A 23,252-nucleotide genomic window follows, 5' to 3' on the forward strand; every position below is an offset into this window, starting at 1 on the left:
CAATGGGAGACGGTACGCCGGATCAATATCAATGTGACATTGCGGTGCGGATTGTTTAGGATGGCGCGCTATAGGTCAATACTTTGGCATAAAGTTAATCGCGAAAAATTATAGCCAATAAATTGACGATTAACCCTGTCAAAATTAAACGTCCATTTTCAGTCTGAAACGGCTAGCACAAGAGCCGGTCGGTCCCATGGAAGTCATCTGAGCTGTATTCCGGAGAGTCCCAATGAGCAGTGTTGTTGCCATCGTCAAAAGCATTGTTGGTCAAGTCGTCGCTGTGTCCCCGGAAGGGGTTCGTCGAGTGCTCATTGAGGGCGATCGCTTGTTTGCCGGGGATCAGGTAGACACTGGGTTGGCAGGTGCCGTGAGCCTGGAATTGCAGGATGGCCGGACCATCGACCTGGGCCGCGATACGCAGTGGAGCGCCAATACGCCAGACACCGCCGCCGCCAACCTGCAGGAAGCCGCCGCGCAGAACGCACCGTCGGTTGCCGAACTGCAGCAAGCGATCGCGGCCGGCGCCGACCCCACCAAAGACCTTGAAGCCACGGCAGCAGGCCCGACCGCAGCAGGCGCAGCCGGTGACGGCGGTGGCAGCCACAGCTTTGTCGTGCTGGACGCCACCGCAGGCCGGGTAGACCCGACCATCGGTTTCCCAACCGACGGCCTGGGCAACGGCGGCGCCAATGCCAACCTGCTGGCGGCTGGGGCCACGACGGCAACCAACGCCCCAAGCGTGCTTAATGCCGACACTGCAACCCTGGCGGAAGACTCGATCGCCACCGGCAATGTGCTAAGCAACGACAGCGACGTCGATACCCCGCTCAGCGTCGCCAGCTTTGCCATCGCCGGGGTGAACGGCACCTTTGCCGCTGGCCAGACCGCGACCATCACCGGCGTCGGTACCCTGGTGATCGGCAGCAACGGCGATTACACCTTCACCCCGGACGCCAACTACAACGGCAGCGTGCCGCAGGTGACGTACACCACCAATACCGGCGCCACCAGTACACTGGACATCACCGTGACCGCGGTCGACGACCCCAGCGTGCTGGTCGCCGACAGCAACACCGTGGCCGAAGACACCGCAGCCAGCGGCAACGTGCTGAGCAACGACAGCGACGTGGACAACGTGCTGAGCGTGGCCACCTTCACCGTCAGCGGCGTGAACGGCACGTTCAGCGCGGGCCAGACCGCCATCATCGACGGGGTCGGCAGCCTGACCATCGCCGCCAATGGCGACTACACCTTTACCCCGGACGCCAACTACAACGGCACTGTGCCGACGGCGAGCTATACCACCAATACCGGGTCTACCAGCACCCTGAACATCAGCGTCACGCCAGTCGATGACAGCTTCACCGACGCCAGCGAGACGGTTAGCAGCGCCGAAGACAGCGTCGCCACCGGCAGCGTGCTGACCGGCACCAGCAGCGTCGACGGCCCGGTCAGCGTGGTGGACTTCACCATCGGCAGCACCACCTACGCCGCTGGCACCACCGCGACCATTGCCAACGTCGGCACCCTGGTAATCGGCGCGAACGGTGAGTACACCTTCACGCCAGTTGCCAACTACAACGGCGAAGTGCCAACCGTCAGCTACACCGTGACTGATGGTTCGGGTTCGGATGTAACGTCCACCCTGAACATCAACGTGACCCCGGTGGACGACAGCTTCACTGACGCCTCCGAACAGATCACCATCGACGAAGACACCGTGGCCACCGGCAGCGTTCTGACCGGCACCAGCAGCGTCGATGGCCCTGTCAGCGTGGTGAACTTCACCATCGGCGATACCACCTACACTGCTGGCACCACCGCGACCATCGCCAACGTCGGCACCCTGGTGATCGGCTCTAACGGCGACTACACCTTCACCCCGGTCGCCAATTGGAACGGCACCGTGCCGACCGTCACCTACACCCTGACCGACGGCTCCGGCGATAACGTCACCTCGACCCTGAACATCAGCGTCACGCCGGTCGACGACAGCTTCACCGATGCCTCCGAAAAGGTCACCATCGACGAAGACCACAGTGCCGTGGGCAACGTCCTGACCGGTACCAGCAGCGTCGACGGCCCGGTCAGCGTGGTCGACTTCACCGTTGGCGGTGTCACTTACAAAGCCGGTGAAACTGTTACCGACGCAACAATCGGCAGCCTGACCATCGCCGCCGATGGCAGCTACACCTTCATTCCGACTGCGAACTGGAACGGCACCGTACCGACCATCAGCTACACCGTGACCGATGGCTCGGGCACCGACGTCAAGTCGACCCTGAGCATCACCGTCACTGCGGTCGACGACCCGAGCGTGCTGCAAGCCGACCTCAAGGCCATCGCCGAAGATCACCTTGCCATCGGCAACGTGCTGAGCAATGACTCGGATGTGGACAACGTCTTGAAGGTCGCCACCTTCACCATCGACGGCGTGAACGGCACCTTCAAGGCAGGCCAACCAGTGGTCATCGCCGGTGTCGGCATCCTGGTTCTGGAAAGCAACGGGACCTACCTGTTCGCGCCCAAGCCGGACTGGAACGGCAGCGTGCCGACCATCAACTACACCACCAACACGGGTTCCACCAGCACCCTGAACATCACCGTGACCCCGGTGGACGACAGCTTCACCGACCGCAGTGAAAAGGTCACCGTGCTGGAAGACCACAACGCCATCGGTAACGTGCTCGACGGCACACATAGCGTCGACGGCCCGGTCAGCGTGGTCGACTTCACCGTCGGCGGCGTCACTTACAAAGCCGGTGAAACTGTTACCGACGCAACAATCGGCAGCCTGACCATTGCCGCCGATGGCAGCTACACCTTCACCCCGGCACCCAACTGGAACGGCACGGTGCCGACCGTCACCTACACCGTGACCGACGGCTCGGGCAGCGACGTCAAGTCGACCCTGAACATCAGCGTCACCCCGGTCGACGACAGCTTCACCGATGCCTCGGAAAAGGTCACCATCGACGAAGACACCGTGGCCAAAGGCTCGGTACTCGATGGCACCAGCAGCGTCGACGGCCCGGTCAGCGTGGTCGACTTCACTGTCGGCGGCGTCACCTACAAAGCCGGTGAAACTGTTACCAACGCGACAATCGGCAGCCTGACCATTGCCGCCGATGGCAGCTACACCTTCACCCCGGCACCCAATTGGAACGGGATCGTGCCGACCGTCACCTACACAGTGACCGACGGCTCCGGCGAGAACGTCACCTCGACCCTGAACATCAGCGTCACGCCAGTCGATGACAGCTTCACCGACGCCTCCGAAAAGGTCACCATCGACGAAGACCACAGTGCCGTGGGCAACGTCCTGACCGGTACCAGCAGCGTCGACGGCCCGGTCAGCGTGGTCGACTTCACCGTTGGCGGCGTTACTTACAAAGCCGGTGAAACCGCCTCCAACGCCACGATCGGCAGCCTGACCATCGCCGCCGATGGCAGCTACACCTTCATTCCGACTGCGAACTGGAACGGCACCGTACCGACCATCAGCTACACCGTGACCGATGGCTCGGGCACCGGCGTCAAGTCGACCCTGAGCATCACCGTCACTGTGGTCGACGACCCGAGCGTGCTGCAAGCCGACCTCAAGGCCATCGCCGAAGATCACCTTGCCATCGGCAACGTGCTGAGCAATGACTCGGATGTGGACAACGTCTTGAAGGTCGCCACCTTCACCATCGACGGCGTGAACGGCACCTTCAAGGCAGGCCAACCAGTGGTCATCGCCGGTGTCGGCATCCTGGTTCTGGAAAGCAACGGGACCTACCTGTTCGCGCCCAAGCCGGACTGGAACGGCAGCGTGCCGACCATCAACTACACCACCAACACGGGTTCCACCAGCACCCTGAACATCACCGTGACCCCGGTGGACGACAGCTTCACCGACCGCAGTGAAAAGGTCACCGTGCTGGAAGACCACAACGCCATCGGTAACGTGCTCGACGGCACACATAGCGTCGACGGCCCGGTCAGCGTGGTCGACTTCACCGTCGGCGGCGTCACTTACAAAGCCGGTGAAACTGTTACCGACGCAATAATCGGCAGCCTGACCATTGCCGCCGATGGCAGCTACACCTTCATTCCAACTGCAAACTGGAACGGCACCGTACCGACCATCAGCTACACCGTAACCGATGGGTCGGGTGCCGACGTGAAGTCGACCTTGAACATCAACGTCACCCCGGTCGACGACAGCTTCACCGATGCCTCGGAAAAGGTCACCATCGACGAAGACACCGTGGCCAAAGGCTCGGTACTCGATGGCACCAGCAGCGTCGACGGCCCGGTCAGCGTGGTCAACTTCACCGTCGGCGGCGTCACCTACAAAGCCGGTGAAACTGTTACCAACGCGACAATCGGCAGCCTGACCATTGCCGCCGATGGCAGCTACACCTTTACCCCGGCACCCAACTGGAACGGCACGGTACCCACCGTCAGCTACACCCTGACCGACGGCTCCGGCGATAACGTCACCTCGACCCTGAACATCAGCGTCACGCCGGTCGACGACAGCTTCACCGATGCCTCCGAAAAGGTCACCATCGACGAAGACCACAGTGCCGTGGGCAACGTCCTGACCGGTACCAGCAGCGTCGACGGCCCGGTCAGCGTGGTCGACTTCACCGTTGGCGGTGTCACTTACAAAGCCGGTGAAACTGTTACCGACGCAACAATCGGCAGCCTGACCATTGCCGCCGATGGCAGCTACACCTTTATTCCGACCGCGAATTGGAACGGCACCGTACCGACCATCAGCTACACCGTGACCGATGGCTCGGGCACCGACGTCAAGTCGACCCTGAGCATCACCGTCACTGCGGTCGACGACCCGAGCGTGCTGCAAGCCGACCTCAAGGCCATCGCCGAAGATCACCTTGCCATCGGCAACGTGCTGAGCAATGACTCGGATGTGGACAACGTCTTGAAGGTCGCCACCTTCACCATCGACGGCGTGAACGGCACCTTCAAGGCAGGCCAACCAGTGGTCATCGCCGGTGTCGGCATCCTGGTTCTGGAAAGCAACGGGACCTACCTGTTCGCACCCAAGCCGGACTGGAACGGCAGCGTGCCGACCATCAACTACACCACCAACACGGGTTCCACCAGCACCCTGAACATCACCGTGACCCCGGTGGACGACAGCTTCACCGACCGCAGTGAAAAGGTCACCGTGCTGGAAGACCACAATGCCATCGGCAACGTACTGGAAGGTACCCACAGCGTCGACGGCCCGGTCAGTGTCGTGGACTTCACCGTCGGCGGCGTTACCTATAAGGCCGGCGAAACTGCTTCGGACGCAACGATCGGCAGCGTGACCATCGCCGCTGATGGCAGCTACACCTTCATTCCAACCACAAACTGGAACGGCACCGTCCCGACCATCAGCTACACCGTGACCGATGGTTCGGGTGCCGACGTGAAGTCGACCTTGAACATCAACGTCACTCCGGTCGATGACAGCTTCACCGACGCCAGCGAAATCGTATCCAGCCCAGAAGACAGCGTCGCCACCGGCAGCGTATTGACCGGCACCTCCAGCGTCGACGGCCCGGTCAGCGTGGTGGACTTCACCATCGGCAGCACCACCTATACCGCTGGCACCACCGCGACCATCGCCAACGTCGGTACCCTGGTAATCGGTGCGAACGGTGAATACACCTTTACCCCGGTCGCCAACTACAACGGCGAAGTGCCGACCGTTAGCTACACCGTCACCGATGGTTCGGGTTCCGATGTCACCTCGACGCTGAACATCAACGTCACGCCAGTCGATGACAGCTTTACCGACGCCAGCGAAATCGTATCCAGCCCAGAAGACAGCGTCGCCACCGGCAGCGTATTGACCGGCACCTCCAGCGTCGACGGCCCGGTCAGCGTGGTGGACTTCACCATCGGCAGCACCACCTACGCTGCTGGCACCACCGCGACAATCGCCAACGTCGGTACCCTGGTAATCGGTGCGAACGGTGAGTACACCTTTACCCCCGTCAAAGACTGGAACGGCACCGTCCCCACCGTTAGCTACACCGTGACAGACGGCTCGGGCACAAACGTGGAATCGACCCTTAACATCACTGTAACTGCGGTCGACGACCCAAGCGTGTTGAAGGCCGATACCAACACAGTCGATGAGGATCACACCGCTACTGGCAACGTCCTGAACAACGACCTGGACGTGGACAACGTGCTGACTGTCGCCACGTACAGCGTCAACGGCGTGAGCGGTAGTACCGACGCGGGCAAACCGGTGACCATCGTGGGTATCGGTACCTTGACCATCGCTGCCAATGGCGACTACACCTTTACCCCGGTCAAGGACTGGAACGGCACCGTTCCCACCGTCACATACACCACCAACACCGGTTCGACCAGCACGCTCACCATCACCGTCAATTCGGTAAACGACGCGCCGCTGGTCAATACCACCCAGGCCTCGGGCGATGAAGACCACACCATTGCCGTCACCTTGGGCGGCAGCGACGTGGACGGCAGCATCGATCACTTCACCCTGACCAGCCTGCCAGCCCATGGTGCCTTTTTCGCAGACGCCGCGGGCACCATCGCCTTGACCACCAGTAGCGTGATCAGCGCGACTGCCAACGGCACGACGGTGTACTTCAAGCCAACCGGCGACTACAGCGGCACCACCACTTTCACCTACACCAGCACCGACAACCAGGGCCTGACCTCGGCCGCTTCGGCCACCGGCACCATCGTGGTGAACCCGGTTTCCGACACCCCAAGCCTGACCTTGACCGGTGGCGGCACCGTTGCCTCGACAGACTTGCAGGAAGTCACCGTAGCCAATGTCAGCAGCGTCGATGTGAGCAAGCTCGGCAATGGCGTCTGGCACACCGACAACAGCGGTGGCACGGTAGAAATCGGCAAGGGCAGCGTCTATGGCACCGGCACCAACAGCCAGGTCATCGAACTTGAGCGCAACACCGGCGACCCAAGCAACCTCTACACCAATATCAGCGCCAAGGCCGGCACCACCTACACCGTGGCGTTCGACTACGCGCCGCGCGTGGGCGCGCTGGATAACTCGGTCATCAATGTGTACTGGGGCGGCCAGCTGATTGCCACCCTGAACACCACCACTGCGGGCATGCAGCACTACAGCTTCGATGTACCGGTGACCACCGACGGTACCCAGAAGCTGGAGTTCCGTGCCGTCGACGATAACTCGCTGGGCGGCCTGCTGGACAACATCAACGTCACCCAGGTGCTGAACTCGGGCCTGGAAGACAATGCGATCCTGCTGTCGACCATCAACGCCCACAGCACCGACGTGGACGGCTCGGAAACCCTGGCAGTAACGCTCAACGGTATACCGGTAGGCGCCACGCTGACCGATGGCACCCACACGTTCACCGCATCAGCCGGCTCGACCACAGCCGATATCACCGCCTGGAACCTGTCGGCACTCAAGTTGACGCCGCCGAGCAACTTCAACGGTGACATCAAGCTGACCGTGACCGCTACCGCCACCGATGGCACGGCCGCCCCAGCCAGCACCTCGCTGCCACTGACCGTGCACGTTGCCGCCGTAGATGATGCGAGCGTGTTGAAAGCCGACATCGCTAGCGCCAACGAAGACCATAACGCCACAGGCAACGTGCTGAGCAACGACATCGACGTGGATAACGTGCTGAGCGTCGCGACCTTCAGCGTCAACGGCACCACCGTGAACGCCGGCCAAACCACGACCATCAGTGGGGTTGGTTCGATCACCATCGCCGCCAACGGTGACTACACCTTTACCCCGGTCAAGGACTGGAGCGGCAGCGTTCCAAACATCACCTACACCACCAATACCGGTTCCAGCAGCAGCCTGGGCATCAACATCGTGGCGGTAGCCGACCAGCCGAGCGTCGTGGCGACCACGCCGACCTATGCTTCCACCGGCCTTGCCGAGCAGGTCTGGGCGCCAAGCACCGCGCTGTATAACACCCTGGGCTCAGGTGGCAACGGCGCCAGCGCAGCCACCTTGATCGCTGGCATCAACGGCTACAAAGCGGCCCCGGCCAGCACCACCACGGTCAGCGATTTCAGTTCCGCCAACGTGGTGCAGGGCACCGCGACCAAGGCCACTGGCCTGATCTACCTGGAAGCCGGCAAGACCTACACCTTCGGCGGCACCGCCGATGACAGCCTGGCCGTGACCGTGGGCGGCACGACGGTCGCCAGCGCAACCTGGGGCAATCAGAGCGGCAAGATCAGTGGCGACGGCTTCACGCCGACGGTCTCGGGCTACTACACCCTGGACATCTACCACTTCAACCAGAACGGCCCGGGCAACTACAACCTGACTGTTTCGGTGAACGGCGCTACGGCGACCGCCCTCAGCGCCAGCAACCTGTCGACCTTCACCAGCGTCGACGACATTGCCAAGGCCGGGTTGACCGTATCGGACCTGCATGGCTTGAACGGCGAGGGTTACTACACCGTTGCCTCGATCAACCATGGCCAGGAAAACACCTTCATCAAGATCAGCCCGATCACGGCCACCTACACCGACAATGACGGCTCGGAAACCCACGTCACCACCCTGAGCGGGATCCCGGTGAACTCGGTATTGATGGATGGTACCGGCAAGACCCTGGTCATCACGTCCACCGGCGCGGTCAACCTCAGCGGCTGGGACACCCAGACCCTGAGCATCAAGCCGCCGACCGACTTCACCGGCACCTTGAACCTGACCGTGACGGCCACGGCCACCGAGGTCAGCAACAACTCTACGGCATCGGATGTGGCCCATATCGCGGTCACCGTCGATGCCATCAACCAGGCGCCAGTGGTTGCCAACAGCTTGGTCAAGGGCAGCGAAGGCACCCAGTTGACCTTGACCTGGGACAGCCTGCATGTGACGGACAACGACAGCGCCGCCAGCAAGCTGAGCATCATCGTCACGCAGCTGCCTGACGCCGCTGCCGGCAAGTTGATCTACAACGATGGCACGGGCTGGAAAGACGTGACCGTGGGCATGCTGATCAGCAAGGCGATCATCGATGCCAACGGCCTGGCCTTCGTGCCGGTTGCCCATCAGTCCGGCGGTGCCGACTATAGCGCTACCGGCCTGGGCGACCAGAAGGCCGACTACGCGCAATTCCAGGTGCAGGGTTACGACGGCGCCGACAAGAGCGCCGTGGCTACCGTCACCGTGGACATCGCTCCGGTGGTGGATGCGCCGATCGTCACTGCCAGCAATACCCAAGTGGTCGAGAACAACAGCCTCGCGCTGGGCCTGAAAGTCACCTCGCTGGACACCGATGGCTCGGAAACCCAGACCATCACCAAGATCGGCGGTATTCCGGTAGGCGCCACCCTCACTGACGGCACCCACACGTTCACCGCCACCAGCAGCCAGTCTGAAGTCAGCCTCAGCGGCTGGGACGTGAGCAAGCTGAGCTACACCCCGGCACCGTACAGCCACGGCACCGACACGCTGACCGTGACCGCTGTGTCGACCGAGAACCACACCACCCAGTCGCTGACCACCACCACGGCGCTGAACATCACCGTGACTGCGGGCGTGTACGAGCATCAGGTCGGCAATGCGGGCACTGATACCACGCCAATCAATGGCACCGCCAGCAACGACATTCTGATCGGCGATACCAACGGCACCGAGATCGTCGCCGGCAAGAACTACAACATCGCTTTCATCCTCGACAGCTCTAGCAGCATGCAAAGCTCCCTGGCCGCAGCCGTTGCCCAGCTCAAGACGGTGTTCGCCCAGTTGTCGGACACCGCCAACGGCATCAAGGCGGGCACCGTCAACGTTTACCTGCTGGATTTCGACACCAACGCCGGCAAGTCAGTATCCGTCGACCTGTCTGACAAGGACGCCCTGACCAAGCTGACGGCCTTGCTCGATTCCATCAAGGCAGACGGCGTGACCAACTACGAGGACGCCTTCAAGACCGCGGCCAACTGGTTCCACACCGACACAGCCACCAGCAACACCGGCGCCACCAACCTGACCTTCTTCATCACCGATGGGCAGCCGAACTATTACCAGGACACCGCCGCGACTGTCGTCGACTACCGCAAAGGCACCGATTCGGCGCTGAGCGACTACATCGCCAAGTGGACGCCTGGCAAGGACCTGACCGTGACGCTTGCCGATGGCAAGCACACCCTGATCACCGCGGCCGGCGTGGTTTACGATCTGGTGGAAAACAAGAATGGCACGTTCAGCAGCCACTCCATCGGCACCCTGACCTCCCACGCCGATGGCTACGGCGGTACTGAGTACAGCCTGACCACGGGTAGCAGCTCGAACACCCCGACTACGGCCTCGATCAGCAATGCCACCGAAGGTTACGACGCTCTGAGCGCGATCTCGACGGTAGAGGCGATTGGCCTGAACAACGGCATCAACAAAGCCACGCTGCAGCTGTTCGACACCGACCACGTGGTGAAAATCGGCGTGGACGCCAATGACCTGGCTGCCGCTATCAAGAGTTCGACCACCTCGATCGCTCCCGGCGACGACATCATCAATGGCGGTGACGGCAACGACATCCTGTTCGGTGACATCGTCAACCTGGGTGGCAGCACCAACGGCATCCAGGCGCTGCAAGCGTATGTCGCGTCCAAAAGCGGCATCAGCGACAGCAGTACGGTCACCGACCAGCAACTTCACCAGTACATCACCAACCATGTCAGCGAGTTCAACCTCTCGAGCACCGCGGGTGGCAGTGACAACCTGTCGGGCGGCAATGGCAACGACATCCTGTTCGGCCAGGCAGGCGACGACAAACTGGACGGTGGCGCCGGCAACGACATCCTGGTCGGCGGGCGTGGTGGCGACACCCTGACCGGCGGCACCGGGGCAGACACGTTCGTCTGGCTCAAAGGTGACACCGGCAAGGACACCATCACCGACTTCAAGATTGGCGACGGTGACAAGATCGACTTGAGCGACCTGCTGCAGGGCGAGAATGAAAACAACATCGACAGCTACCTGAAGATCACCACCACCGATGGTGTCTCGACCTTGCAGGTCAGCAGCACCGGCAAGCTGAACGATGCCGGCGGCGTGACCAACGCCGATGTCACCATCAAGCTCACCGGCAATGACTGGTCCCACACCGCGGTCAGCTCGCTGATCGCCGGCTCCGACCCGACCATCAAGGTCGATCACTCGCACTGATGCGGTACGCGCCGGCAGCCTCAGGGCTGTTGGCGCGCTGTCGGCGAATTTTGCAGCACACGCGCAGCCAGTCGCATACTCTGTCGTGCTTAACGCACAGCCGCACAGGTTGGCCTATGCTGCTGGGTGCAGGCCAGGGACTCAAATTCGAGGGAAACACCATGTTCTACGTGCAACGCGATGCACAGGGGCAACTCAGCCGCGTGGAGGCCGCGCCCTACGCCGGCGCCACTGAAACACTGCCGGCCGACCACCATGAGATCCAGTCGTGGTACGCCAACGACACCGTGGAAACCAGCCTCAAGCAACTCAAGCAGAGCGACCTGGACATGATCCGGGTACTCGACGACTTGATTCAGGTACTCACCAGCAAGGGCGTGATCCGTGTCACCGACCTGCCGGCGGCGGCCCAGGCCAAGCTGATGGACCGGACCCAGGCACGTGAAGCCTTGGGCGGTTTGAACCACCTGATCAACGATGATGAAGCGGGCTTGATCTGAAGCCCGCCCAGGCTCAGGGCTGAGCCGCTGTTACCAAGGGGCCGGTTCGCCTACCAGGCGCCCCTGGACACCTTGTATGCCCATCTCGCGGATAACCCGCAACTCCCCGTCCGTTTCCACGCGCTCGGCGATCAACGGCAGATCAATGCTGTGTGCCGCACGTTGGACAGCCTCGATGAACAGGCGCTTGTGGCTTTCCTGGTCAATGGCGCGGATGTAACTGCCGTCAATCTTCAAGTAAGCCAGGCCCAAGTGCGCCAGGTTGCCGATCATGCTGAAACGCCCGCCGAAGCGCTGCAGGCTCAGGCTATAACCCAATGCGCGCAGGCGCCTGGTCAGGGTTTCCAGCACACTCTGCTCGGGCAATTGCTCTTCGCCGATCTCGAACGTCAGGTACTTGCCCAGCAACGGCTGCTGCGCCAACAGCGCAAACAGCCGTTCCAGCGCCTGCGGATCGGCCAGCGTGGCCGCCGACAAGTTCAGCGCCAAGGGGTGATGGTGCTGTTGCAGGTGCTTGAGCACCCGCGCCACCATCAACAGATCAAGCCGCGTGGCCCAGCCGAAACGCTCGATCCAGGGCAAAAAGCGCCCTGCGGCAATGCTTTGGCCCTGGCCGTCGAGCAGGCGTGAGAGCACCTTGAAGTGCATCACCTGCGCGGTATCGGCGCTGGCCACCACCGGCTGGAAAAACAACTGGAACTGATCCTGGCTCAGCGCCTGGTCCAGCAGCCCATGCCAGGTGCGGTGATCGTCGCCCGCCGCCGTTATCACGCTGTGGTCCAGGCACACCCAACTGCCTTCACCACGGCTCTCGGCCTGGCCAAGCGCCTCGTCGGCCAGCGCCAGCAACGCTTTGGGCACATCACCGGCGTTGTAAGGGGCCAGGCCCATGTGCGCCACGGGGCTGACATCGCAGGCACCGGTTTCGTGCAGGCTGACCAGGCCAGCCTCCAGCTCGCGGGCCAGCTGCATCGCCTCGTCGCGCTCAAGGCCCGGCACCAGCACGGCAAACTCGCCGCCGCGGCTGCGGGCAATCAGGTTCAGCGGCTCCGGGAACCGTGCGCAGGTGCGCACCAGCAATTGGGCGATGGCTTGCAGCAGCTGGTCGGTGTGGGCACCGCCCAGACGCTGGTTCAGGCCCGTCAGGTCGTTGACCCGCAGCAGCAGCAAATAGCCACCGCCGCCCTCGTCCAAGTGACTGATCCGAGCGTTCAGTTGCATGTCAAAGTAACGCCGGTTGGCCAGGCCCGTGAGCCCGTCCTGGTAAGACTCTATGCGTAATTTTTCGCTGCGCTCAGCCTGCTCGCGAAACAGCGCCTTGAGCTTCTCCACCATCAGGTTCATGGCCTGCACCACGCGACGCAGCTCCGGTGTGCGGGGCAGTTCCGGCAGGCTGAGGAACTCGCGACGGGCAATGGCCTGGGACTGCGCCACCATGTAGTCCAGGGGTTTGAGCTGGCGGCGCAGCAGCAAGGCGCCCAACCCGGCACTCACCGCGCCGCACAACAACAGCCAGCCCAGGCTGCCCAGGGCGCTTTCCCAAAGCCTGGCGAGGGCGAACATCGGGTGGCTGACCACTTCGACGCGGGCTGCCTGCTGCCAACCACGGCTGACGATGGCATCGCCACCGGCCGGCTGCAGGCCGATCAGCTTGACGAACCAGGCCGGTACGCCGCCGGCGTCGGCTTCGGCACTGCGATCGACCAACACCTTGTTGTCGCCCAGGTCGATGACCTTGATGCTGGCGTAGTAGCCACTGTCGAAAATCGAGCTGACCATCAACTCGACCATCGCCGGGTCATCGATATTGGGCGTCAGCGACAACGCCAATGCGGTGGCCGCGTCCTGGGCATGGGAGCGCAGTTGGTTAACCACCTGGGCACGAGAGCTTTCCAGGCTGACCATGAAGCTGCCACTGAACGCGACCACCAGGAACAGGCAAATGGCGAGCAGCAATTGTTTGAACAGTGACATCGGTACTCCCGGTTAATTGTCGGGCTCGGCTGGAAAACCTTCGGCCTGCATTTTTTTCAACACGTCCTGCCAACGCGACAGCCGCTTGGTATCACCCATCTTCTTGTTGCCGCCGGCACCGGTCAGCCACAGGCCTTCACCGTTGAAGGCATACACCGGCAGCAGGTCGGGGCGCTGGCTGGCTGGCTTGATCGGGTCCATCAGGCTGTCGAGTACCAGCGGCATGGCATTCGGGCTCGCGTAGTAGGTCAAGACCATGTGCGCGCGATTCTGTTGCAGGGCTTTGACGTAGGTGATGCGCAGCTTGTCGCGGTCTACCCCCAGGTGGCGCAGGGTCATGTACTTGGCGATCGCATAGTCTTCGCAGTCACCCTGCCCTTTCCACAAGGCTTCCACCGGTGTCGCCCAGTAGTCCTCGACGTGCCACACGTCAATGTCTTCGGCGTAGTGGATCTGGTGGTTGAAAAACAGGTTCACCACCTTGAGTTTTTCCGGTTCGCTCAGTTGTTTGTCGGTGGCCAACAAACGCTGCCACTGATCAATCCGCCCCTTGCCTTCGCCCAGCGGCCCATACAGCGCCTGCGCCCGGCTGCTGATCAGGGCAAAATCCCAATCGGCGTGCAGGTTGGTCAGCAACAGGGTACCGAGCAGCACGCCCAGGGCGAACCGTAGCACTGTGCCGCGCGAGGAAGTGGATGCCGCCAATGCGATCAACCGACGGTAAGGTAGAGGCGTTGGATGGTGGCCGCTGGCGCGCGAAAAAACAATATCAGGCCGCGTATTTACGGCATTTTGCCATCAATTTCATCAGAACCATGCTGTCATGAAGGGCCGCTTCCATTCTGTCGAAAACTCCGTCACGATAGCCCCTGAAAACCCACGCAAGCCTTATAATGCGGGCGCTTGCGGGGGATCGACGGACCGTCGTAATTGACGCACTCCGGTCCTCGAACTAGGTTTATATGGATCCAATGAATCCAGTCTGTAAATAAATGATCAGGAAGCCGAAAGTGACCGTAAAAAAGCCCTTGAGCAGCATTCTGATCAGTGAGCAGGTCCCTGCCCACCTGGCCCGTTCCGTCATCGAAGAGCAACTGCGCAATGCCATCCTGGATGGCCGCCTGCCGCCCGGCATGGCCCTGCGCCAACAGGAACTGGCGACGCTGTTCGGCGTCAGCCGCATGCCCGTGCGCGAAGCCTTGCGCCAACTGGAGGCGCAATCGTTGCTCAAGGTGGTCACGCACAAAGGCGCAGTGGTGGCACCCCTGATCGACGAAGACGCCGTAGACACTTACCGTTTGCGCCAGTTGCTCGAAACCGAAGCCTTGCGCCAGTCCATCCCGTTGCTCGACGATGAAGACATCGCCAAGGCCCGTGGCTACATCAACCAACTGGAGACCGAGACCAGCCTGCATGAGATGTGTCGGCTCAACCGCCTGTTCCACCTCTCGCTCTATGCCAAGACCGAGAACCGCAAGCTGCTGCGCCTGATCGAAAGCGAGTTGAACGAAGAAGAGCGCTTCCTGCGCTTCCATTTGTCCTCAATGGGCTTGGGCAAGCCGACCCAGGAGGACCACACCGAGTTGGTCGACGCCGTGCAAAAGCGCGATGTGGAAGGCGCAGTCGGCATCCTGCATGAGCATTTGGCCAAAGCCGCCAGCACGGTCAAGGTATTCCTGGACAATCGTAACCAGCAATAACTTCCCCGCCTATACGCCGGCCTTGGCAGGCCGGCGAAGCAACGCCCCTCCCCCCGCACCCTTCCGTTAGCCGCCTTGGCTATCACGGATGGCAAGCCGCGCCTTTTCGGCACACTCTAAGCGGGTCTGTAGAAGCCTTTGGGCTTTACCGCGAACAGACTAAACCCCGGTCTATTGAGTGACAGAAGGAGTTCGCCGCACGGGCCATTGAGGATCGAAAGTTCGCTCGATCCAGCGCCTACAAAATTTCCATTACTAACTGTTTGGCCCCTGAGCGCTTCGATCAGGGTAATTAACCCTCCCCTTATTTATTTTGACGCTACTGCGTCGAAAGGGCGGCGCTCACCCCACTAAAACTTAGCCCTTAAGTTTTATATGCCCCCCGTTCGCCTCGAATATATAACTACTTGATTTATATAAAAAAATACTTGAAATGAAGTTTCCTAACGGCTTAATTTGAAAAGGCCTGGCGGCGCACAGCCTCGCCAGCCCAGCCAGTGCACCCGCCAGGTTGCAATGGAACATTCGAAAAACCAGCGTACGTACAAATAGTTACACGAAATTTAAAACCGCCCCACACCCTCGCCTGAAAAGTGGCGAACAAGTAACAAGCCGTAACTGCGATCACGCCTATCACGACATAAGGAAAATGCCATGACCCTGCAAAAGATCGAACTGGACAATAAGAAATCCGAACTTTCAACCCATCCGATTTTTGCCGAGATTCATTCTCTACCGGTACTTCGCCGGTTTATGGAAACGCATGTGTTTGCTGTTTGGGACTTCATGTCACTGACCAAACGACTGCAACGTGAATTAACCTGCGTGTCACTGCCGTGGCTGCCCCCCACCGACCCCAAGGCAGCCAGGCTGATCAATGAAATCGTGCTGGGTGAAGAGTCCGACGATACCCTGCACGGCGGCCATTACAGCCATTTCGAACTGTACCTGGACGCCATGCGCGAAATCGGCGCCAGCACCACGGCAGCCGAACGTTTCGTGGCGCTGCAGCGCGAAGGCGTAAGTTGCCACACGGCCCTGCAAAGCGTGGACGCAGACCCCGCGGCCATCGCCTTCGTCACCGATACCCTGGACATCGCCCTGCATGCTCCGGCGCACAGCGTGGCCGCGGCGTTCCTGCATGGCCGCGAGAGCGTGATCCCGCAGATGTTCCAACGCATCCTTGGCCATTGGGGCATCAGCAAGGAACAGGCCCCCACCTTTCACTACTACCTTGAGCGCCACATCGAGGTGGACTCCGAAGACCACGGCCCCGCCGCCGAAGCGTTGCTGGACCGCCTGGTAAAGGGTGACGACCAGCGCCAGCAGCAGGTCTTTGCCGCCGCCATCGCCGCCGTGAACAGCCGCATCGCCCTGTGGGACCGCCTACGCCAATCGATGCAGGCCAGCGTTGCCAAGGTGAGCGCATGAAAGCCGCCGACTACCAATCATTCGCCGACGCCTGGGAGGGCCGCGCCACCATTCGCACGCGCCCAAGGCGGCGCGTGGAGAATGACGCGCGGCTGATTTACCCACTCAGCCGCCAACCGCTGGTACTGAGCGCCACGTTCCAGCAAGCGTGCCCGCACCTGCGCGACTTCGTGCTGGTGCAGAGCCTCTACAAGTTCATCAACGATGTGGTGATCTTCGAAACCGAAATCGTCGACCACGTGGCTCGCAGCATCGCCAAGGACAACTTCGCCTTCCGCTACCCCTTCGCCTGCCGTTACGACGCCATGACCGTGGTGGTGGACGAGGATTACCACGCGCTGGTTGCCATGGACTTCATGCAGCAAACCATCGAATTGACCGGCATTGAGCCCATCCCCTTGCCCGACGAAATCGAGCTGAGCCGGGCCATCCCGGCCGCCCTGGCGTTGGCTCCGGAACACTTGCGCAGCGTGGTGGAGTTGATCTGCGTGGCCATTGCCGAAAACACCCTGACCAACGATGTCGCCGCATTTGCCCGTGACGAAACGGTCAAGGACTCGATCAAGGGGTTGATGGCCGATCACTTGCTCGACGAAGGCCGCCACTCAACCTTCTGGACCCGGCTGGTGCGCATCTACTGGCACAGCGTGGGGCCTGAGGAACACGCGCACATCGCTCGGATTCTGCCGGTGTTCATCGGCCAGTACCTGACCAATGACATCCAGAAAGCCTTCGACCAACGCCTGATCGAACACTTGCCTGTGGATGCCGCCGTGCGTCAGGCGCTACTGCTCGAAGTGAGGGGGCTGGCGTTCCCGATCAACCGACAGCACCCGCTGCTGGGCAACATCCTGCGGTTTTTTCGCGCCAGTTCACTGCTCGATACGCCCTGTGTCCAGGCCGCGCTGACCGAATACCTGCCTTGAGGAACACCGCATGAGACGCCTCGATATTCTATTGATAGGCCACAGCCCGGCGCTCATTGCGCTGGGCCGTGAATTGAGCGAACACGGCCATCAGCTTTTGCACCTGGCGACCCAGGCGCAACTGGCAGGCGCCCTGCCACGTGCCGACGTGTTGATCGAAGACGCCAGCCTGACGCTGAATCAACACCCCACGCTGCGCTGCGTGCACCTTGGGTTGCGCATCAGCCTGACGCCAGCATTGGAGTGGCTGTGCTGGGCAGGCAGTGCGCGGGCCCAGCGGCTGATCATTCGCCAAGCCGTGGCCGCCGACCCTGGCGGCAACGGCCAAGGCTTGCGCCAGGCGGCAATCGCCGACCTGGTTGCACGCATGGCGCTGGAAATCAGCCGTTACTCGCGCAACCCCGAGCATTTCGCCCAGGCACAGAGCTGCGACGCCGCGGCGCTGGAGCGCCAGCAGGGCCTGCTGGCCCTGGAGCCGCTGGCCTACCAGCATCGGCTCAATGACAACGCAAACGAAGGCTTGCTCCACGAGGCTCGCCAGCCGATTGGCGAGCGCCTGGAACACAGCCTGCAGCAACATGCACGGCGCACGGCCCTGCAATTGCAACACCACAGCTTGAGCTACGGACAACTGCACCGGATGGCCCTGCAGGTACGACAAACCTTGCCCGATAGCGCCCGCATGATTGCCGTGTGCCTGCCCAAGTCCGCCGAGCTGTACGCAGCGCTGCTGGCCGTGATCAGCCACGGGGCCGTGTACCTGCCGCTGGACCCCAGCCATCCGCCAGAGCGGCTGCGGGCCATTTTGGAAAATGCCGGCGCCCAGGTGCTGCTGCATAGCGGCCCTACGGCCTTTGAGGTTGACGGCTTGCAATGCGTGGACCTGACGCAACTGCCCGAGGCGGCCAAGGGTTCACTGTTTGACCGTCAGCCTGGGCCAGATGAGCCTTGTGTTGCGATCTACACCTCCGGCACCACCGGGCAGCCCAAGGGGGTGCTGCTCAGCCAGGCCAACCTTAGCCATTTTCAGGCCTGGTACACGGCCCACGTGCAACTGACCGAGCACAGCCGGGTGCTGCAGTTCTCGACCATCGGCTTCGACGCGTCGCTGCTGGACATCATCCCTACGTTGATCGTTGGCGCAACCTTGGTGGTGCCCGGCGAAGACCAGCGCCGCGACCCCCATCGCCTGGTCGAGCTGATCGGCCAGCAGCGTGTCAGCCATGCGTTCCTGCCACCGGCGCTGTTGAGTATCCTGCCGCAAGAGGCGCCCCTGGGGCTGGCGCACCTGATTACCGGCGGAGACGTCTGCGAGCCCGCGGTGATCGAACACTTTGCCCGGCACTGCCAGATGCACAATATCTACGGCCCCACCGAAACCACGGTGCTGGCCACCACCCGCTTGCTGACACCCACGGCCAATAACCGCGACCTGGGGCGGCCTATCGCCAACACGCAATTGCTGATTTTGGACGATGACCTGCAGCCGGTGCCGGACGACACGCCGGGCGAGTTGTACATCGTCGGCGCCGGCGTGGGGCCTGGCTACCTGAATAACCCGACGCTGACCGCCGAGCGCTACCTTACCCTCCAACTGCCAGGCGCAGGCAGCCTGCGGGCCTACCGTACCGGTGATATTGGCAAGTGGATGGCCAACGGCATCGAAATCTGCGGCCGGCGGGACAACCAAGTGAAGATCCGGGGCTTTCGGGTAGAGCCCGAAGAAATCGAGCACTGCCTGCGCAGCAGCCAGTTGTTCGCCCAAGTGGCCGTGGCCATCGATAGCCAACGGCACATCCTGGCGTTCGTCGCGCAGCCCCGCGACGGTCAACCCGGTGAGGCACTCAACGCACTGCGCCGACAGGTCGAACAACAACTGCCCGATTACATGCGCCCGCAGCAGTTCACCGAGCTTGCGCAGTTACCGGCCACCGCCAACGGCAAGGTCGATCGCAGGGCACTGCTGCAATTGCCTCGTTCACTGCCGGCGCGGGCGGCGCACCGTCCAGCGCAGACCCCGCAGGAGCTGCAACTGTTGGCGATCTGGAGCCAGTTGCTGGACCTGCCTGCAGCCGAAATTTCCACGGACGAAAGCTTCTTCAATCTGGGCGGTCACTCCATCCTGCTATCGCAATTGCTGCTGGCGATTCGCGAGCAGTTTGGCCGTGGGATCTCTATCAACCGCTTCATCGAGCAGCCCACCCTGCAACGATTGGCGGCGCTGGTCAGCGGCATCGAAGGTGACCCGCAGACCCTCAGCCCCCAGGCATTTGTCGACGCCTACCGTGAGCTCGACCTGCAGCCTTTGCCACTCAGCCAGTTAGGTGACGTGCACAAGGTGGTGGTCACCGGCGCCAACAGCTTTCTGGGGGTGCACATCGTCGAGGCCCTGTTGGCTTGGGGGGCCAGCGAGGTGGCCTGCCTGGTCCGCGATAGCGCCGAGAGCCCGGCGGCCGAACGCTTTGCCCAGGCCCTGCGCGACAACCGCCTGGAACACTTGGACATGAGCCGCGTGCACGTCTATGCCGCCGACATCACCCAGCCGCGGCTGGGCCTGAGCGAGGCGGTGTACGCACGCATCGACCAGGAGTACGGAGCGTTGGTGCACAACGCCGCCCACGTCAACCACGTACTGGATTACGAGGCGCTGGCCGCCGATAACGTCGAGCCGTTGTTCGAATGCCTGAAGTTGTGCGAGGGCCGCAGCAAAAAGATCTTCAACTTCATCTCTACCTTGTCCGCTTCCAGTGCCATCGATGCCAGCGGCAGCGTGCTCGAACAACCCCCGGCAGACACCCCGCCGATCTACATCCGCAATGGCTACAACCTGTCCAAGTGGGTAGCCGAACGCATCTTGCAGCGCGCGCGCGAACAGGGGGCCTGGGTCAACCTTTACCGGCCTGGGAATATTACCTTCAACAGCCTGACGGGCGTCTGCCAGCCGCACAAAAACCGCCTGATGCTGATGCTCAAGGGCTCATTGCAACTGGGCCAGGTGCCAGCCCTGAGCCTGAATTTCGACCTGATGCCGGTGGACTTCCTGGCCCGCTTCATCGCCTTCCACAGCAGCCGCTACCAGGCCGAACATGCGGTGTTCAACCTGCATAACCCAGAGCCGTTGAGCTGGGAAAGCTATGTGGCGTCGTTCCGCGCGGCAGGCCGGGAGTTCGAATTGGTGAGCGTCGGCCAATGGCAGCAGCAACTCAACCGGGTGGGTCACGACAACGCGCTGTTTGGCGTGCTCGGCTTCTACCTGGACGGCTTTGAAGAGGACATCGGCGACATCTCGCGCATCGACCACCACAACGCCCTGGCCGGGGTGCTGCGCATGGGCGAGCGCTACCCCCGCAAAACCCCGGCGCTGCTCAGCAAGGGCTGTGCCTACCTGCGCGAAATCCAGTTCATCTAACCCCCCACCCGCAAGGAGCAACATCATGAGCGTACTCAAACCGGACACCCTGGTTCGCAACCCCGAAGGCTGCCGCGTGGTTTCGGCAGTCGAGATCAATGCCGAGGCCGATAGGGTCTGGGCCATCGTCGGCAACTTCGCCGGGTTCGACAAATTCATCCCGGCGTTGCAACGCATCGACATGCACGGCAGCGGCGTGCGTTCGGTCCGCGTCAAACATTTTGCCGATGGCGAAAACGTCGTGATCGAGCAACTCAACAGCCATGACCATGTAAACCGCTGCATGACCTGGAGCCTGATCTACACCACCCTGAACATTGGCAACCTGTGGGCCTCGATGCAAGTCAGCAGCACCGGGCCGGGCCGCTCCTTGGCCACCTGGACGATCCAGGCCGAACCCTGGACCGGCGGCGCCGAAGCCCTGCCTGATTTTCAGGCCTTCCTACAGGGCTTTGCCGATGACGCAATGAACAACGTCAGGCAGATGCTGGTCTGACAGCGTTGCCCAGCGCCCGCCCGGCAGCTCTGCCGGGCGGGCGCTTTGCCGTTCAGGAAAAATTGTTCGTGGCAGTTGCAAAAAGCGTGATGCCTGATAACAATGAGACTAATTATCATTCATGACACTTTCTCATGTCCGGTCCTGCGCTCGCGGTGCAAACGCTTTACAGCAATCATCACGGCTGGCTCAACAGCTGGCTGCGCAGCCGCCTGGGCAACGCGGCAGATGCGGCTGACCTGGCCCAGGACACCTTCCTGCGCCTGCTGCAACGCACCGAAAAACTCGAGGTCATCGCCCCGCGTGCTTTCTTGCGCACCATCGCCCGTGGCTTGGTCATCGACCACTGGCGCCGCGAGGAACTGCACCGCGCCTACCTGGACAGTATCGCCGGGTTGCCCGAGGCCGAGGTGCCTTCGGCAGAAACCCGTGAAGTGATGCTGCAATTGCTGGAAGCCATCGCACGCATGCTCGAAGGCTTGAGGCCAAAGGTTCGCCAGGCCTTTTTGTTGGCGCAGTGCGAAGGCCTCAGCCACCGCGAAGTGGCCGAGCGCTTGGGTATTTCACTGCGTTCGGTGGAGCGGCACGTAGCCGATGCGCTTTATCACTGCTACCTGGTGCGCTATGAGCAGTGAGCACCTAGCCCCCCCCGAGCCACAGGTCGTCAAGCAGGCCATCCACTGGATGCTGCGCCTGGGTAACAACCGACCACACCCGCGCCAACAGCAACAACTGGACGATTGGCGGGCGGCTCACCCCTCCCACGAGCTGGCTTGGCAACGCGTGCAAACCTTGAATCAGGAACTTACCGGGCAGTACCGCACCGTGCCTGGGGCTGGCGTCGCCCTGCAGACCCTGGAAAGCGGCAGCGTGCAACTGAGCCGCCGGCGCGCCTTGAAGCTGCTGGGTGGCCTGGCAATGGTGGGCTCGGCAGCGTGGCTGGGCAAAGACATGACCACGTGGCAGCAATGGACCTCCGACTTTGCCACCGCAACCGGAGAGCGCCGCGGTTTCCTGCTGCCCGATGGCTCGCGCCTGGACCTCAATACCCACAGTGCTGCCAATCTGCACTTCGATGCCCGCCAGCGGTTGGTCAGCCTCCGGTATGGCGAACTAATGCTCAACTGCGTGCCGGACGCCCAGGGTCGACCGCTGCGGGTCAGCAACCGCGATGGGGCGTTCGAAAGTACCCAAGGGCGTTTCGTGGTCCGCCAACAGGCCGACTGCACCCGGTTAAGCGTAAGCCAAGGCCAGGTCGCCATTCTGCTCGCCGGGCGCGCGGCCATTCAGGCCACGGCCGGGCAAACCTGGCAGGTAACCCCGGGTGCCGCACAGCTGGCCGAGTTGCCGAGCATGGACATGGGCGCTTGGGCCGACGGCCTGATCGTGACTCGAAACATGCGCCTGCGCGACTTTTTGGCCGAAGTGGCGCGCTACCGGGTGGGTTATCTGACCTGCAGCGACGACATTGCCGACTTGCGCCTGTCGGGCGTGTTTCGCCTGGAGGACACCGACAAACTGCTGCAGCTACTGCCTCATACCCTGCCCGTACAACTGAACTACCACACCCGCTGGTGGGCACGCCTGCAGCGCCAGGCCTGACATTTATTTTGGCGGGTTTTGCGAGTGAGTCCGGC

Annotated in this window: 11 protein-coding genes; 9 read left to right on the forward strand and 2 right to left on the reverse strand. The window is 61.9% G+C overall.

Annotated elements, in window-relative coordinates:
• The first annotated feature begins 232 nt into the window (after positions 1 to 232).
• Entirely contained in the window at positions 233 to 11,179 is a 10,947-nt protein-coding gene (locus L9B60_RS10990) for a retention module-containing protein (protein WP_249678525.1), read from the forward strand.
• Between the two features lie 161 nt (positions 11,180 to 11,340).
• Positions 11,341 to 11,679, forward strand: coding sequence for a tryptophan synthase subunit beta (locus L9B60_RS10995; protein WP_249678526.1), 339 nt, complete (start codon positions 11,341 to 11,343; stop codon positions 11,677 to 11,679).
• A 30-nt stretch (positions 11,680 to 11,709) separates the two neighbouring features.
• Here the strand turns inward: L9B60_RS10995 and lapD are convergent, their stop codons facing one another.
• Complete coding sequence (gene lapD / locus L9B60_RS11000; protein WP_249678527.1) at positions 11,710 to 13,653, reverse strand: cyclic di-GMP receptor LapD; 1,944 nt, start codon at positions 13,651 to 13,653, stop codon at positions 11,710 to 11,712.
• A gap of 12 nt (positions 13,654 to 13,665) precedes the next feature.
• Positions 13,666 to 14,328 (reverse strand): cysteine protease LapG, encoded by a 663-nt coding sequence (lapG, locus tag L9B60_RS11005; protein WP_438866090.1) that lies wholly within the window; start codon positions 14,326 to 14,328, stop codon positions 13,666 to 13,668.
• Between the two features lie 335 nt (positions 14,329 to 14,663).
• On the opposite strand from lapG, the gene L9B60_RS11010 reads away from it, so the two are divergent.
• The 7 genes from L9B60_RS11010 to L9B60_RS11040 all read left to right on the forward strand — a co-directional run bounded on the left by L9B60_RS11010 (position 14,664) and on the right by L9B60_RS11040 (position 23,217).
• Positions 14,664 to 15,353 (forward strand): GntR family transcriptional regulator, encoded by a 690-nt coding sequence (locus L9B60_RS11010; RefSeq protein WP_438866091.1) that lies wholly within the window; start codon positions 14,664 to 14,666, stop codon positions 15,351 to 15,353.
• A gap of 654 nt (positions 15,354 to 16,007) precedes the next feature.
• Positions 16,008 to 16,784 (forward strand): DUF3050 domain-containing protein, encoded by a 777-nt coding sequence (locus tag L9B60_RS11015; protein WP_249678530.1) that lies wholly within the window; start codon positions 16,008 to 16,010, stop codon positions 16,782 to 16,784.
• Positions 16,781 to 17,710: a diiron oxygenase gene (locus tag L9B60_RS11020; RefSeq protein ID WP_249678531.1), complete on the forward strand. Its 930-nt coding sequence runs from the start codon at positions 16,781 to 16,783 to the stop codon at positions 17,708 to 17,710. The genes L9B60_RS11015 and L9B60_RS11020 overlap by 4 nt, the downstream gene beginning before the upstream one ends.
• A gap of 10 nt (positions 17,711 to 17,720) precedes the next feature.
• Positions 17,721 to 21,119: a non-ribosomal peptide synthetase gene (locus L9B60_RS11025; protein ID WP_249678532.1), complete on the forward strand. Its 3,399-nt coding sequence runs from the start codon at positions 17,721 to 17,723 to the stop codon at positions 21,117 to 21,119.
• A 25-nt stretch (positions 21,120 to 21,144) separates the two neighbouring features.
• On the forward strand, positions 21,145 to 21,615 hold the full coding sequence (locus L9B60_RS11030) for an SRPBCC family protein (RefSeq protein WP_249678533.1): 471 nt from the start codon (positions 21,145 to 21,147) through the stop codon (positions 21,613 to 21,615).
• 134 nt (positions 21,616 to 21,749) lie between these two features.
• The gene (locus L9B60_RS11035) at positions 21,750 to 22,250 is read left to right on the forward strand and encodes a sigma-70 family RNA polymerase sigma factor (RefSeq protein ID WP_249678535.1); all 501 of its coding nucleotides are present in this window, start codon (positions 21,750 to 21,752) and stop codon (positions 22,248 to 22,250) included.
• The gene (locus L9B60_RS11040) at positions 22,240 to 23,217 is read left to right on the forward strand and encodes a FecR domain-containing protein (RefSeq protein WP_249678537.1); all 978 of its coding nucleotides are present in this window, start codon (positions 22,240 to 22,242) and stop codon (positions 23,215 to 23,217) included. Before L9B60_RS11035 ends, L9B60_RS11040 begins: the two co-directional genes overlap by 11 nt.
• Positions 23,218 to 23,252 lie beyond the last annotated feature (35 nt).

Origin of the sequence: Pseudomonas abieticivorans, assembly GCF_023509015.1 — a bacterium.
Classification (GTDB): Bacteria; Pseudomonadota; Gammaproteobacteria; order Pseudomonadales; family Pseudomonadaceae; genus Aquipseudomonas; species Aquipseudomonas abieticivorans.

What these genes read in the sequence shown, in the direction of transcription:
- L9B60_RS10990 (WP_249678525.1), top strand. Translation starts at nt 233, where the DNA reads ATGAGCAGTGTTGTTGCCATCGTCAAAAGCATTGTTGGTCAAGTCGTC.
- L9B60_RS10995 (WP_249678526.1), top strand. Translation starts at nt 11,341, where the DNA reads ATGTTCTACGTGCAACGCGATGCACAGGGGCAACTCAGCCGCGTGGAG.
- lapD (WP_249678527.1), bottom strand. Translation starts at nt 13,653, where the DNA reads ATGTCACTGTTCAAACAATTGCTGCTCGCCATTTGCCTGTTCCTGGTG.
- L9B60_RS11015 (WP_249678530.1), top strand. Translation starts at nt 16,008, where the DNA reads ATGACCCTGCAAAAGATCGAACTGGACAATAAGAAATCCGAACTTTCA.
- L9B60_RS11020 (WP_249678531.1), top strand. Translation starts at nt 16,781, where the DNA reads ATGAAAGCCGCCGACTACCAATCATTCGCCGACGCCTGGGAGGGCCGC.
- L9B60_RS11025 (WP_249678532.1), top strand. Translation starts at nt 17,721, where the DNA reads ATGAGACGCCTCGATATTCTATTGATAGGCCACAGCCCGGCGCTCATT.
- L9B60_RS11030 (WP_249678533.1), top strand. Translation starts at nt 21,145, where the DNA reads ATGAGCGTACTCAAACCGGACACCCTGGTTCGCAACCCCGAAGGCTGC.
- L9B60_RS11035 (WP_249678535.1), top strand. Translation starts at nt 21,750, where the DNA reads ATGTCCGGTCCTGCGCTCGCGGTGCAAACGCTTTACAGCAATCATCAC.
- L9B60_RS11040 (WP_249678537.1), top strand. Translation starts at nt 22,240, where the DNA reads ATGAGCAGTGAGCACCTAGCCCCCCCCGAGCCACAGGTCGTCAAGCAG.